Below are 14,284 nucleotides of genomic sequence, written 5' to 3'. Positions count from 1 at the left end.
GTAGGAAATTTCCTTTTTTGAACATCAATCATGATGTACCAGACACAAAAAACCCGGGACTCTGCCCGGGCTTCCTGATGACGCAGACCGCTGTCAGTGTTGCGCCATGTCCAGCACTACGCGCCCGCCGCATGGGCATTGGTCCATGTAGCGATGCGCCTCGACCACCTGCTCGAACGGGTAAACCTTGATGATCTGCGGTGTCAGCAACTGGTCGGCAGTGAACTGGTTGATATCGCGCAAGGCGCGCTGCAGCGCCACCTGGTCCTGGCTGATACCCAGCTCCGGCTTGCCGGTGAAGTTGCCGATGCAGTGCACATAGAACTGGATGTTCTTCTGGAACGCCGCACAAGCCGGGAATGGCGTCTGATTCCCGCCTTGCAGGCCATACAGCACCAGGCTGCCGCGCGGTGCCAGTACATCGCCGAGCAGCGACATCTGCGGCCCACCCATGCCATCCAGGACCATGTCCACACCACGGCCATCGGTGTACTTGCCAACCTGCAGCAGCAGGTCCTGCTCTTCGGTGACAATAACCTTGTCGGCGCCCAGGCCCAGCAGGTACTCACGCTGTTCCGGCTCCTTGGTGGCGGCGAACACCTTCAGCCCCAGGGCCTTGCCCAGTTGCACGAAGGCAGGGCCCGCGCAGTGGCTGGCATCGGTGACCAGCGCCGTCTGCCCGGCTTTCGCCCGGGCCAGGTCGACGTAGGCGAAATAGGCGATCAGCAGCGGCGTGTAGTGCACGCTGGCCTCGATCGGGGTAAGCACATCCGGATAACGGGTAATGGCCGAACGCGGCAGCACGATGACATCGCCATACACCGGGTGGTCGTTGGCACTGGTGGCCGGGAAGCTGGCAACACGGTCACCCACCGCAATATCCTCGACCCCTTCACCGACCGCGGTCACCACCCCGGCCATCTCGTGGCCGATCCCCGCCGGCAGACGTGCCTGGGACGGTGCCAGGTTCTGGCGCCAGAGCACGTCATACCAGCTGACGCCAACCGCCTCGACGCGGATTTGCACCTCGTCGGCAGCAGGTGACGGTTCGGCCTGCTCCTCGCAACGGAGCACATCGGCAGCGCCGAACTTGTGGAAACGGATCATGCGGGACATCGCATACCTCGCCTTTGTGAACCTCTAATTACCACGGACTTTATCCGGGCTTTGCCGGTTAGACCATCAGTGGTCATTAATAGTCGACATGCCTGTCATCGATTGGGCACCTGACTTTCCCTGCGATTGGTCCCCCTAAACCCGTGCAGGGTACCAGCCTTTGGCCTTAAGATTCACCTCTGCCCCACTTCAGGCGAAGCTCACCGATGAATCGAAACGACCTGCGTCGCGTAGACCTCAACCTGCTGATCGTGTTCGAAACGCTGATGCACGAACGCAGCGTGACCCGTGCCGCGGAAAAACTGTTCCTCGGCCAGCCCGCCATCAGCGCGGCGCTGTCACGCCTGCGCAACCTGTTCGACGACCCGCTGTTCGTGCGTACCGGCCGCAGCATGGAGCCCTCGGCCCGGGCCCACGAGATCTTCGCCCTGCTGTCCCCGGCGCTGGACTCGATTTCCACCGCCGTCAGCCGCGCCGCCGAATTCGACCCGGCCACCAGCAATGCGGTGTTCCGCATCGGCCTGTCGGACGACGCCGAATTCGCCCTGCTGCCGCAGCTGCTCAAGCGCATACGCGCCGAAGCGCCGGGTATCGTGCTGGTGGTGCGCCGGGTCAATTACCTGCTGATGCCGACGCTGCTGGCCTCGGGCGAGATCTCTGTGGGGGTCAGCTACACCAGCGAGCTGCCAGCCAACGCCAAGCGCAAGGTGCTGCGCCGCAGCATGCCGAAACTGCTGCGCGCCGACAGCGTTCCCGGCGCCATCACCCTGGACGACTTCTGCGCGCGGCCGCATGCGCTGGTGTCGTTTGCCGGGGACCTGTCGGGGTTCATCGACGAGGCGCTGGAAGAGATTGGCCGCAAGCGCCATGTGGTGCTGGCGGTGCCGCAGTTCAACGGGCTGGGGAGCTTGCTGGCGGGCACCGATATTGTCGCTACGGTGCCGGACTACACGGCGGATGCGTTGACCGCGGCGGGTGGGTTGCGGGCCGAGGATCTGCCGCTGGATGTGCGCAGTTTCGAACTGCACATGGCCTGGCGCGGGGCGCAGGACAATGACCCGGCGGAGCGGTGGTTGCGGTCGCGGATTCAGATGTTCTTCGGGGATCCGGACAGCCTCTGAGCACGATCCCCAACACCTCATCGCGCAAATGGCCCAGGCTCTATGGATCAAGGCTTTCACGCTTGGCCGGCAAGAACGCCACGCCCCCCGTGTGGGAGCGGCTTCAGCCGCGAAGCAGGCGCCGCGGTATTACATGGATTTCATCAGTCCCGGTCAATCTTGGCATTTGACAAGGCTAAATACAGGGTCGATACCAATGACATCCCTGCCAAAGGAGTCACCCATGTCGAAGCTTTATCCCAGCATTGATCCTGAGGGGCTGGTCGAGTACTCGGTGGTGTACAGCGACCGCTCGCTCAATCACATGTCGCAGACGTTTCAAGGCGTGATGAAGAACATTTCCCAGACCCTGAAACAGGTCTATAACGCCCAGGCTGTTGCGGTAGTGCCCGGTAGCGGTACATTCGGCATGGAATCGGTAGCGCGCCAGTTTGCCACCGGTCAGCAATGCCTGGTGATACGCAACGGCTGGTTCAGTTATCGCTGGAGCCAGATCCTCGAGATGGGCAACATCCCGGCGGCCACCACGGTGCTGAAAGCCCGACCGGTCGACACTGGTCGCCAGGCTGCCTACGCTCCGCCCCCTCTGGACGAAGTGCTGGCGGCGATAAAGGCGCACAAGCCGCAGATTGTCTTCGCCCCCCACGTTGAAACCTCATCCGGGATTATCCTGCCCGACGATTACCTGCGGGCCGTCGGCGACGCTGTGCATGCGGTGGGCGGCCTGTTCGTGCTCGACTGCATCGCCTCAGGCACGATATGGGTTGATATGCAAAAGTGCGCAGTCGACCTGCTGATCAGCGCTCCACAGAAAGGCTGGAGCGCCTCCCCTTGCTGCGCCCTGGTGATGCTCAGTGCTCTGGCCCTGGAGCGTATCGAGCAGACGCAGAGTAGCAGTTTCGCCTGCGACCTGAAAAAGTGGCTGCAGATCATGCAGGCCTACGAACAGGGCGGGCATGCCTATCATGCGACCATGCCCAGCGACTCTCTCGCGCGATTTAACAAAGTAATCAACGAGATGCGAGCCTACGGTTTCGACAAGATCCGCGGCGAACAACAGGCTCTGGGCGATCGGGTGCGCGCCATGTTGACCGGCAAAGGCATCAAGAGCGTGGCCGCAGCCGGCTTTCAGGCCCCAGGCGTAGTGGTGAGCTACACCGATGATGCCGATATCAAGAGCGGTAAGAAATTTGTCGAGCACGGCCTGCAGATTGCCGCCGGAGTGCCGTTGCAATGTGACGAGCCGGCCGACTTCCAGACCTTCCGCATCGGTCTGTTCGGGCTCGAAAAACTGCACAATATCGAGCGCACGGTCAGCACCCTCGAGCAGGCACTGGACGAAGTGATGGTGAACTAAGGCCTCATCCTGGCATTTGCCGCTTTCGTGTCCTCGGTGATCGAAAGCGGCACGCCACCGGCACAGATGGCGGCAATTCGCGAGCGTCTGCGTGTACTTGGCCTGGAACCTTACGACTGCTTGTCGCCCCCCACTCATGGATGCACTCGCGGTTCACGCCGCCAAGCAAAAAGGCACTTACCGCGAATGATGGTGATCTGAACCCTTAAACTGCTTGCAGTTGCCGGTCAGCGTGGTAAGACGAGCGCACCAGCGGCCCGGAGGCCACGTTTCTGAACCCCATAGCCAAGGCCTGCTCGGCAAGCATGGCGAAGGTGTCAGGGTGCACGAAGCGCTGCACCGGCAGGTGGCTGCGAGACGGTTGCAGATACTGCCCCAGGGTCAGCATGTCAACCTGATGCTCACGCATGCGCTGCATCACCTCGACCACCTCGGCATCGGTCTCGCCCAGGCCTAGCATCAGGCCGGACTTTGTCGGTACCGCCGGCAGGCGTTGCTTGAAGCGCTCCAGCAGGTCCAGCGACCACTCGAAGTCCGAGCCCGGCCGTGCCGCCCGGTACAGGCGCGGCACGGTCTCCAGGTTGTGGTTGAACACATCTGGCGGCTCTTGCGCCGTGATGTCCAGAGCAACGTCCATACGGCCACGGTAATCCGGCACCAAGGTTTCCAGCTGAATACCCGGCGACAGCCTGCGGATCTCGCGCAGGCAATCGGCGAAGTGGCGGGCGCCGCCATCGCGCAGGTCGTCACGGTCCACCGAGGTGATCACCACATACTTCAGGCCAAGGTCGGCAATGGCGATGGCAAGGTTCGTCGGCTCATCGGCATCCAGTGGTTTAGGCCGGCCATGGCCAACATCGCAGAACGGGCAACGGCGGGTACAGATGTCGCCCATGATCATGAACGTCGCCGTGCCGCCCGAGAAACACTCGCCCAGGTTCGGGCAGGACGCCTCTTCGCACACGCTGTGCAGTTTGTGTTTGCGCAGCAGGGCCTTGACCCGTGCCACTTCCGGCGTGGTGGGAATCTCCACGCGAATCCAGTCGGGTTTGCGCGGCACCTGCTCGGTGGGCAGGATTTTCACCGGGATGCGCGCCACCTTGTCGGCGCCGCGCAGTTTCACCCCGACCTGCAAGGGCTGCGGGTGCTTAGGGGCAGTCTGGATTTTACTCATGCTCATGCTCCGACAGTCTGGCCTTTAGCCACGGTAGTAACGTTGCGCCACGAACGGTGTGCGCACCACCTGCATCGGCACGTGCTTGCCGCGCACCTGGGCGAACACTTGCGTGCCCAGCGCTGCCTGCTCGCTCTGCAGGTAGCCCATCGCCAGCGGCGCGCCCAGGCTGGGACCGAAACCGCCACTGGTGACCCGGCCGATCACCTGCTCCCGAGCATCGATGATCACTGCCCCTTCACGCACCGGCACGCGCTCTGCAGGCAGCAGGCCCACGCGCTTGCTGGCCACGCCTTCGTGCTGCTGGGCAAGGATGCGCTCGGCGCCGGGGAAGCCGCCAGCGCGCTCACCCTCGGCACGCCGGGCCTTGGAGATCGCCCAGCCCAGGCTGGCCTCAATCGGCGTGGTGTGCACCGCCATGTCATGGCCGTACAGGCACAGCCCGGCCTCCAGGCGTAGCGAATCACGGGCCCCCAGGCCGATGGGCTGGACCTCGGCTTCGGCCAGCATCGAACGGGCAAGCATGGGCGCCGCCTCGACCGGTACCGAGATTTCGTAGCCGTCTTCGCCGGTATAGCCCGAGCGGCTGACGTAACAGTCGACACCCAGCAGCCTCACACTGGCGAACTGCATGAAAGTCATGCCGGCAACCTGGGGCGCCAGTCGCGCCAGTACCTTGGCCGCCGCCGGGCCTTGCAGGGCCAGCAAGGCCCGGCTGGCAAACAACGACTCGACCTCGCAATAACCTTCCAGGTGCTGGCGCATGTAGGTCAGGTCCTGCTCCTTGCAGGCGGCGTTGACCACCAGCAACAGCTCGTCGTCACCCAGCCTGGCCACCATCAGGTCGTCGAGGATGCCGCCATCGTCATTGGTGAACAGCGCATAGCGCTGCATGCCCACCGGCAGGTCGATGATGTCGACCGGCACCAGCGCTTCCAACGCCCTGGCGGCCTCTGCGCCGCGCAGGCGGATCTGGCCCATGTGCGAAACGTCGAACAGACCAGCCTGTTCACGGGTGTGCAGGTGTTCCTTGAGCACACCCAGCGGGTACTGGACCGGCATGGCATAACCGGCGAATGGCACCATGCGTGCCCCCAGCGCCAGGTGCAGGTCGTGCAGCGGGGTTTGTTGCAGTTGTTCTGTGGTCATGGCTGGCTCCTGGCCTTCGATGATATGGGCTGCCGGCACACTGCCGACAGCCGCCAAGCCCTGAGGTCAGGCCGGATAGACAGGGAACAGCTTGCACAGCGCTGCCACCTGGCGCGCCACCTGGGCCTCGACGTCGGCATCACCGAGATGGTCGAGGATGTCGCAGATCCAGGTCGCCAAGGCGCGGCATTCCGCCTCCTTGAGCCCACGGGTAGTCACTGCCGGGGTACCGATGCGCAGGCCCGAGGTCACGAACGGCGACTGCGGGTCGTTGGGCACCGCGTTCTTGTTCACCGTGATGTGCGCACGGCCCAGCGCGGCGTCGGCATCCTTGCCGGTGATGCCCTGGCGGATCAGGCTGACCAGGAACAAATGGTTGTCGGTGCCACCGGAAACCACGTCGAAACCGCGCTGCATGAACACCTGCGCCATGGCCTGGGCGTTGCTGATGACTTGGCACTGGTAATCCTTGAAACCAGGCGCCAGGGCCTCCTTGAAGCACACCGCCTTGGCCGCGATCACGTGCATCAGCGGCCCGCCCTGCCCGCCTGGGAACACCGCCGAGTTGAGTTTTTTCTCAAGCTCCGGGTCGGCCTTGGCCAGAATCAGGCCGCCACGCGGCCCGCGCAAGGTCTTGTGGGTGGTGGTGGTGACCACATCGGCATACGGCAGCGGGTTGGGGTACAGGCCTGCCGCGACCAGCCCGGCGACGTGGGCCATGTCGACGAACAGGTAGGCCCCGACCTTGTCGGCGATCTGCCGGAAACGCGGGAAGTCGAGGGTCTTCGAGTAGGCCGAGAAACCAGCCACGATCATCTTCGGCTGGTGCTCGACCGCCAGGCGCTCGACTTCGTCGTAGTCAATCAGGCCGTTGGCATCGATGCCGTATTGCACGGCGTTGTACAGCTTGCCCGAGGACGACACCTTGGCCCCGTGGGTCAGGTGGCCACCATGAGCCAGGCTCATGCCCAACAAGGTATCACCGGCCTGCAGCAGAGCCAGGTAGACCGCCGCGTTGGCCTGGGAGCCCGAGTGTGGCTGGACGTTGGCATAACCGGCACCGAACAACTGCTTGGCGCGGTCGATGGCCAGCTGCTCGACCACGTCGACATGCTCGCAGCCCCCGTAGTAACGCTTGCCGGGGTAGCCTTCGGCGTACTTGTTGGTCAGTTCGGTGCCCTGGGCCTGCATCACCTGGGGGCTGGTGTAGTTTTCCGAAGCGATCAGCTCGATGTGGTCTTCCTGGCGCTGCACTTCACGGCCGATGGCCGCGGACAGTGCAGGGTCGAAATCGGACAGGGTCAGGCTCTTGTGGAACATGGGTGAGATTCCTTGTTGTTCGGTCGGCAAGCACGGCCCGGAAGCGTCCGGGCCGGCAGGGTCAGGCATCTTGATAGCTCGACAGCGGCGGGCAGGCACAGGCCAGGTTGCGGTCGCCGTAGACGTTGTCCACGCGCCCCACCGGCGGCCAATACTTGCTGTCGCGCAGTTCGGCCAGCGGGTACACCGCCAGCTCCCGGGCATAGCCGTGGGGCCATTCGCCCACCAGCTCGGTGGCGGTGTGCGGGGCGTTCTTCAGCGGGTTGTCGAGCTTGTCCAGGGTGCCGTTTTCCACGGCGCGGATTTCCTCGCGGATGCAGATCATCGCTGCGCAGAAGCGGTCCAGTTCTTCCTTGGACTCACTCTCGGTCGGCTCGACCATCAGCGTGCCAGCCACCGGGAAGGACATGGTCGGGGCATGGAAGCCGAAGTCGATCAGGCGCTTGGCCACGTCCTCGACGCTGATGCCGCTGCTGTCCTTGAGCGGGCGCAGGTCGAGGATGCACTCGTGGGCGACCAGTCCGTTCTCGCCGGTGTACAGCACCGGGTAGTGTTCCTCCAGGCGGCGGGCGATGTAGTTGGCATTGAGGATCGCCAGCTGCGAGGCGCGCTTGAGCCCTTCCCCGCCCATCATACGGATGTACATCCAGGTGATTGGCAGGATGCTGGCACTGCCATAAGGCGCCGCGCTGACCGCGCCCCGCGGGTTCGCCAGATGGGCGTGACCGGGCAGGAACGGCGCCAGGTGCGCCTTGACGCCAATCGGGCCGACACCGGGGCCGCCACCGCCATGGGGGATACAGAAGGTCTTGTGCAGGTTCAGGTGTGACACGTCGCCACCGAACTTGCCCGGGGCGCACAGGCCGACCATGGCGTTCATGTTGGCGCCATCCAGGTACACCTGGCCGCCGTGCTCATGAATGATGTCGCAGATGCGGGTGATGGCATCTTCGAACACGCCGTGGGTCGAGGGGTAGGTGATCATCAGCGCAGCCAGTTGCGTCCTGTGCTGCTCGGCCTTGAGCTGCAGGTCGGCGACATCGACGTTGCCACGCTCGTCGCAGTTGACCACCACCACCCGCATGCCGGCCATCTGCGCCGTGGCCGGGTTGGTGCCATGGGCCGACGACGGGATCAGGCATACATCGCGCCCTGCCTCGCCACGGCTGGCGTGGTAGGCGCGGATTGCCAGCAGGCCGGCATACTCCCCCTGGGAACCGGCATTGGGCTGCAGTGACATGGCGTCATAGCCGGTGGCCGCGCAGAGCATGGCCTCCAGTTCATCGGTCAGCTGGCGGTAACCCTGCGACTGCTCAGCCGGGGCGAATGGGTGCAGGGCGCCGAACTCGGGCCAGGTGATCGGGACCATCTCGCTGGCGGCATTGAGCTTCATGGTGCACGAGCCGAGCGCGATCATGCTGCGGTCCAGGGCCAGGTCCTTGTCGGCCAGGCGGCGCAGGTAGCGCATCAGTTCGGTTTCGCTATGGTAGCGGTTGAACACCGGGTGTAGCAGGAACGGGGTCGCGCGCAGCAGTGGCACGGGCAGGCAATCGCTGCTGCCGGCGGCCAACGCGGTGAAGCTTGGAAGCGCCTGGCCGGGTTCGGCGAACACCTGCCACAGGGCCTCGACACTGGCCTGTTCGCAGGTTTCATCCAGCGACACACCAACCCGCAGTTCGTCAATCAGGCGCAGGTTCAGGCGTGCCGCATTGGCGGCAGCCAGCACATCGGCCAAAGGCCTCGCGGTGACCACGCTGATGGTGTCGAAGAAGTGCGCCTGCTCGACCTTGTGCCCGAGCTGTTTCAGCCCTTGCACCAGGATCGCGGTCAGCCGGTGCACACGCCGGGCGATCTGCTCCAGGCCCTGGGGACCGTGGTAGACCGCATACATGCTGGCGATGTTGGCCAGCAGCACCTGCGCGGTGCAGATGTTGCTGGTGGCCTTTTCGCGGCGGATGTGTTGCTCGCGGGTCTGCATGGCCAGGCGCAGGGCAGGCTTGCCGAAGCGGTCGATGGACACGCCGACCAGGCGGCCGGGCATGTCGCGCTTGAACGCATCGCGGGTGGCGAAGTACGCCGCATGCGGGCCGCCAAAGCCCAGCGGCACGCCGAAGCGCTGGGCGCTGCCCAGCACCACGTCGGCATCGAACTCACCCGGTGGGGTCAGCAAGGTCAGTGCCAGCAGGTCAGCGGCCACAGCCACCAGCGCACCCGCCGCATGGGCGCGTTGTACCAGGGCGCGGTAGTCGGTGATGGCACCAGTGCTGGCCGGGTACTGCAGCAACAGGCCGAAATAACCGTCCAGGGCTTGGCCATCCAGCAACGCTTCATCACCGATGACCACGTCGATACCCAGTGGCTGGGCACGGGTACGCAGCACATCGAGGGTCTGCGGGTGGCAATGGCTGGACGCGAAGAACGCCGGGGCCTTGTTCTTCGCCAGGCGCTTGCAGAAGGTCATGGCCTCGGCGGCGGCGGTGGCTTCGTCGAGCAACGAGGCGTTGGCGATCTGCATGCCGGTGAGGTCGCTGACCAGGGTCTGGAAGTTCAGCAACGCCTCCAGGCGGCCCTGGGAGATTTCCGGCTGGTATGGCGTGTAGGCGGTGTACCAGGCCGGGTTCTCCAGCAGGTTGCGCAGGATCGGCGTGGGCGTGTGGCACGGGTAATAGCCCTGGCCGATGTGGTTGCTGAACAGCTGGTTGTTCGCAGCGATGGCCTTGAGTGCGGCGAGGGCTTCAGCCTCGCCCTGCCCCTTGCTCAGCTCGAGCACGCTGGTGCCCCTGATGCTGGCGGGGATGACGCTGTCGATCAGGGCTTCCAGTGAGTCATGGCCGACCAGCGCCAGCATGGCGTCGATATCGCCCTCGCGCGGGCCGATGTGGCGGGCGATGAATTCGTTGTCAGTGCCCAGCGGGATGGATGCATTGGTCATCTCTGCCCCCTGGCTCAGGCGTTGTCGGCCAGGAAGCGGTCGTAGCCGTCCTGGTCCATCAGGCCGTCGAGCTCCGACGGGTTGGCCGCCTGGATGCGGAAGAACCAGCCGTCCTGCATGGGCGAGGTGTTGACCAGCTCGGGGTCGTCGGCCAGGGCCTGGTTGACGGCAACCACGGTGCCGCGCAAAGGCATGGTGATGTTGCTGGCGGCCTTGACCGACTCGAGCACCGCGACTTCGTTGCCCTCTCCGTACTCGCCCGGCTCCGGCAGTTGCACGAACACCACGTCACCCAGGGCCTGCTGGGCATAGCTGGTGATGCCGACGGTCAACTCGCCAGTCGCTTCCAGACGCAGCCATTCGTGTTCAGGAGTAAAACGCAGCATGCTCATGGATCTTCCTCTCTTGTTATCAGATAGGTCCTGATGCAGGACTGACTGATACAGAGCAAGGGTGATGCCAACTCTTTAAAACCCTTATACATCAATGGCTTGCTGTTTTATTTCGGTCCATCCCAAGCCTGCGCGATGGAGCGTATTCGCTCCGTGGCCCGGGCCCGGCAGCCAACCCTGACAGCACGGGCCAATGAACCCGGGACCACGCCCGCCTGGAGCATGATCACTCCAGTGGAGCGTATTCGCACCGGGCCGGCTACGAGCCCCGACTAGCGATGCCGTACTTGCGCAGACGCTGGCCGATCGCCGTGTGCGAAGTCTGCAAGCGCACCGCCAGTTGCCGGGTCGAGGGGTAGCTCGTGTACAGCTTTTCCAGCAAGGATTTTTCAAATGCCTGCACGGCCGCTTCGAGGCTGACGATCTCCAGCCCCTCGGCTTGCTGGCTGCTCAGGGCGGTACCAGCCAGCTCCAGGTCATCGCAGTCGATCACGTCCCCTTCGCTGATGGCCGCCGCACGGAAGATCACGTTCTGCAACTGGCGCACATTGCCGGACCAGCGATTGCCCAGCAGCAGCGGATGGGTGGCCAGCGCCAGCCGGCACGGGGCGCGCTGGATCTGCGCACAGGCCTGGCGCAGGAAATGCTCGGCCAACAGCAGGATGTCCTTGCCGCGCTCACGCAGCGGCGGCACCTGCAGGTTGAGCACATTGAGGCGATAGTAGAGGTCTTCGCGAAAGCCGCACTCGATCACCATGTTTTCCAGGTTGCGGTGGGTGGCGCAGACCACCCGCACATTCACCTGCACTTCGCTGCCACCGCCCACCCGGCGAAAACTGCCGTCATTGAGAAAACGCAGCAGCTTGGCCTGCAGGTACGGCGACATCTCGCCCACTTCATCGAGAAACACCGTACCGCCATCGGCCAGTTCCAGCAGGCCCGGTTTGCCGCCCCGCTGGGCGCCGGTGAAGGCACCGGCGGCGTAGCCGAACAGCTCGCTTTCGGCCAGGCTCTCGGGCAATGCCGCGCAGTTCAGCGCCAGGAACGAGGCATCGCGCCGGGCACTCAGCGCGTGACAGGCACGGGCCACCAGTTCCTTGCCCGTACCGGTCTCGCCCTGGATCAATACCGGCGCCTCCAGGCTCGCCACCTTGTGCAGGCGGGCCTTGAGCGCCTGCAGCGCCGCCGACTCTCCCAGCAACGCCCCCAAGCCTTCGCTGTTGTCATGCAGCAGCGAGGCCAGGCGCTCGCCGATGCGGCTGGGTGGGTACAACGTCAGCAGGCCACCCACCAGGCCATCGGCGCCACCGCTGATCGGCGTGGCCTCCAGCAGCAGGGCCTGGCCCTGAAAGCCCACCTCGCACATTGGCAGGCGGAAGCCCTTGTCGATCAGGGTCTTGGCCAGGTCCGGCTCGGCAAACAACCTGTTCAACGGCTCACCGGCCGGCTCGCGCCCCACCAGGGCGACCAGGGTCGGGTTCGCCAGCAGCACATGACCGCCAGGGTCCACCGCCAGCACCGGGTCGCTCATCGCCGCCAGCAATGCCTCCAGCTGCAGGCGCCGGCGGTGGCCGGGGAGGAAGTCGACCAGCGCCACCTCCTGCACGCCGTCCACGTCCATCAGGGCAGCGTAGAGTTCGTCCAGCACCACCGGGGACAAGGTTGGGGCATCGATGTAGACGTTGGGCGGAATCATCTCCACCGCATCAAGATTGAGGTTGCGCGCCCCAAGCAGCGAGAGGATTTCCTGAGTGATACCAACACGGTCGACAAAGTTGACGTGGATTCTCATAAAGATTCCCTGCTTGGCAAAAAGACGACAGGGGGACAGCGCAGCGCGCCGTCCCCCCTGGGCAAAACGTGAATAAGGTGATCAATCGGCATCGAATGACAGCTGCATGGCCTGCTGCCTTTTCCGCCAGATCGATCGATAGGCCAGGCCCAGCACGGCAAACCAGGCGGGCATCAAGTACAACGCGCTGCGGGTGTCGGCCTCCAGCGCCAGCAAGGCCAGGATGAAGGCGAAGAACACCAGGCACACCCGGCACATGAACGTGCCGCCCGGCATCTTGTACATCGACGCCTGGTGCAACGGGCCACGCTGCTTGCGGTACGCCAGGTACGACAGCAGGATGATCGACCAGACGAACATGAACAGCAGTGCCGACACCGTGGTGATCAGCGTGAAGGCCTCGAGCATGTTCGGCACCAGGTAGATGACCAGCGCCCCGCCCGTCAGGCACACACAGGAAAAGATCAGGCCGTTGGAAGGTACCGCGCGGCGGGACAGCGCACCGAACTTGCCAGGCGCATCGCCATCCACTGCCAGGCCGTAAAGCATGCGGCTGGTCGAGAACACGCCGCTGTTGGCCGACGACATGGCCGAGGTCAGCACCACGAAGTTGATGATGCCCGCGGCTGCCGGCAGACCGGCCAGTACGAACAGCTCGACGAAGGGGCTCTTGTTGGCCACCACTTCACGCCAGGGTGTGACGGCCATGATGGCGACCAGCGCGAGCACGTAGAAGACAATGATGCGCAAGGGAATCGAGTTGATCGCCCGTGGCAGGTTGCGTTCCGGGTTCTTGGTTTCGGCGGCGGTGGTCCCCACCAGTTCGATGCCGACGAAGGCAAACACCGCAATCTGGAAGCCGGCAAAGAAGCCCATGGCGCCATGGGGGAACATGCCACCGTCATTCCACAGGTTGGCCAGCGATGCCGCATGCCCGGCCGGCGACTGGTAAGCCACCGCCACCATGTAGAACCCGGTGCAGACCAGCGCGCAGATGGCGACGATCTTGATCATGGCGAACCAGAACTCCATTTCGCCGAACATCTTCACCGTCATCAGGTTCAAGCTGAGCAACAGGCCGACACACGCCAACGCCGGTATCCACAAGGGGATGTCGGGGAACCAGAACTGCGAATAGGCAGAGATGGCGATCACGTCGGCGATACCGGTGACAATCCAGCAGAACCAGTAGGTCCAGCCGGTGAAGAACCCTGCCCACGGGCCGAGCAGGTCAGCCGAGAAATCGATGAACGACTTGTACTTCAAGTTGGACAATAACAGTTCGCCCATTGCCCGCATGACAAAGAACAGCATGAAGCCGATGATCATGTAGACAAAGATGATGGAGGGCCCCGCCAGGCTGATGGTCTTGCCAGAGCCCATGAACAGGCCGGTGCCGATAGCACCGCCAATGGCGATCAACTGGATATGGCGGTTGGACAGGTTACGCTTGAGTTCGTGTGCGTCACCATCAGGCGGGCGGTGATCGTGGGGCAAGTTATTCATTGTTTTCTACCTTGCTAGTCTAATTGTTTTTATAACGTCACAAGTTCAAACCTCGAGACCGGATGAACAACTTTCAAATCCGATCGCGTGCAAGGTAGAGAGCAAGCTCTGTGCCAAACGCCAATAGCGCTAGTTGGCGGGGTTTTATTCAATCAGGGCTTTCGTGGCTGTAAAGAAGTCACTCCAGAAAACCGTGCCACTCAGGCGTTCAAGCAGCCGCGGGCACACTGAGCGCTGCCCCTCCCCATTCTGTATCGAAATCATTCCAATGGAGCGCATTCAGTCCGCCAGGCTGACGCGATCCCCTGTAGGAGCGGCCTTGTGTCGCGATAGGGCCGCAAAGCGGCCCCGGCAATGTTCGCTTCTGCGCTGAAATCCTGGGGCTGCTGCGCAGCCCTATCGCGACACACGGACGCTCCTGCACC

10 protein-coding genes and 1 pseudogene are annotated in these 14,284 nt (G+C 63.7%); 3 read left to right on the top strand and 8 right to left on the bottom strand.

The genetic code is table 11. From position 1 onward, the window contains the following. Positions 1 to 93: 93 nt before the first annotated feature. On the bottom strand, positions 94 to 1,116 hold the full coding sequence (locus QN085_RS11850) for a zinc-dependent alcohol dehydrogenase family protein (RefSeq protein WP_015270146.1): 1,023 nt from the start codon (positions 1,114 to 1,116) through the stop codon (positions 94 to 96). Positions 1,117 to 1,322: 206 nt separating this feature from the next. On the opposite strand from QN085_RS11850, the gene QN085_RS11845 reads away from it, so the two are divergent. The 3 genes and pseudogenes from QN085_RS11845 to QN085_RS11835 all read left to right on the top strand — a co-directional run. Continuing rightward, positions 1,323 to 2,237: a LysR family transcriptional regulator gene (locus QN085_RS11845; protein WP_013972367.1), complete on the top strand. Its 915-nt coding sequence runs from the start codon at positions 1,323 to 1,325 to the stop codon at positions 2,235 to 2,237. Positions 2,238 to 2,460: 223 nt separating this feature from the next. Further along, positions 2,461 to 3,594 (top strand): aminotransferase class V-fold PLP-dependent enzyme, encoded by a 1,134-nt coding sequence (locus tag QN085_RS11840; protein ID WP_023663316.1) that lies wholly within the window; start codon positions 2,461 to 2,463, stop codon positions 3,592 to 3,594. Between the two features lie 15 nt (positions 3,595 to 3,609). Further along, a pseudogene (locus tag QN085_RS11835) lies at positions 3,610 to 3,784 on the top strand (S-(hydroxymethyl)glutathione synthase); the annotation flags it as partial. 15 nt (positions 3,785 to 3,799) lie between these two features. Here the strand turns inward: QN085_RS11835 and lipA are convergent. The 7 genes from lipA to cycA form a co-directional block, all read right to left on the bottom strand. Then, the gene (gene lipA / locus QN085_RS11830) at positions 3,800 to 4,768 is read right to left on the bottom strand and encodes a lipoyl synthase (protein WP_405047067.1); all 969 of its coding nucleotides are present in this window, start codon (positions 4,766 to 4,768) and stop codon (positions 3,800 to 3,802) included. A gap of 24 nt (positions 4,769 to 4,792) precedes the next feature. Then, positions 4,793 to 5,917 carry a glycine cleavage system aminomethyltransferase GcvT gene (gene gcvT / locus QN085_RS11825; protein WP_041506061.1) on the bottom strand — a complete coding sequence of 375 codons (1,125 nt, stop codon included), beginning with the start codon at positions 5,915 to 5,917 and terminating at the stop codon, positions 4,793 to 4,795. 66 nt (positions 5,918 to 5,983) lie between these two features. Beyond that, positions 5,984 to 7,237, bottom strand: a complete 1,254-nt coding sequence (gene glyA / locus QN085_RS11820) for a serine hydroxymethyltransferase (protein ID WP_023663494.1) — start codon at positions 7,235 to 7,237, stop codon at positions 5,984 to 5,986. A 61-nt stretch (positions 7,238 to 7,298) separates the two neighbouring features. Next, entirely contained in the window at positions 7,299 to 10,169 is a 2,871-nt protein-coding gene (gene gcvP / locus QN085_RS11815) for an aminomethyl-transferring glycine dehydrogenase (RefSeq protein ID WP_041506062.1), read from the bottom strand. Positions 10,170 to 10,183: 14 nt separating this feature from the next. Beyond that, positions 10,184 to 10,561: a glycine cleavage system protein GcvH gene (gene gcvH / locus QN085_RS11810; protein ID WP_023663082.1), complete on the bottom strand. Its 378-nt coding sequence runs from the start codon at positions 10,559 to 10,561 to the stop codon at positions 10,184 to 10,186. Between the two features lie 259 nt (positions 10,562 to 10,820). Then, the gene (gene gcsR, locus QN085_RS11805; RefSeq protein ID WP_041506063.1) at positions 10,821 to 12,353 is read right to left on the bottom strand and encodes a transcriptional regulator GcsR; all 1,533 of its coding nucleotides are present in this window, start codon (positions 12,351 to 12,353) and stop codon (positions 10,821 to 10,823) included. 81 nt (positions 12,354 to 12,434) lie between these two features. Continuing rightward, positions 12,435 to 13,859: a D-serine/D-alanine/glycine transporter gene (cycA, locus tag QN085_RS11800; protein WP_023662748.1), complete on the bottom strand. Its 1,425-nt coding sequence runs from the start codon at positions 13,857 to 13,859 to the stop codon at positions 12,435 to 12,437. Positions 13,860 to 14,284: the final 425 nt, after the last annotated feature.

It is taken from the genome of Pseudomonas sp. M2(2023), from assembly GCF_030263955.1.
GTDB classification, from domain to species: Bacteria; Pseudomonadota; Gammaproteobacteria; order Pseudomonadales; family Pseudomonadaceae; genus Aquipseudomonas; species Aquipseudomonas asiatica.
Note: the sequence above shows the minus strand (reverse complement) of the source record. Positions and strands in the feature narration are given on the sequence as shown.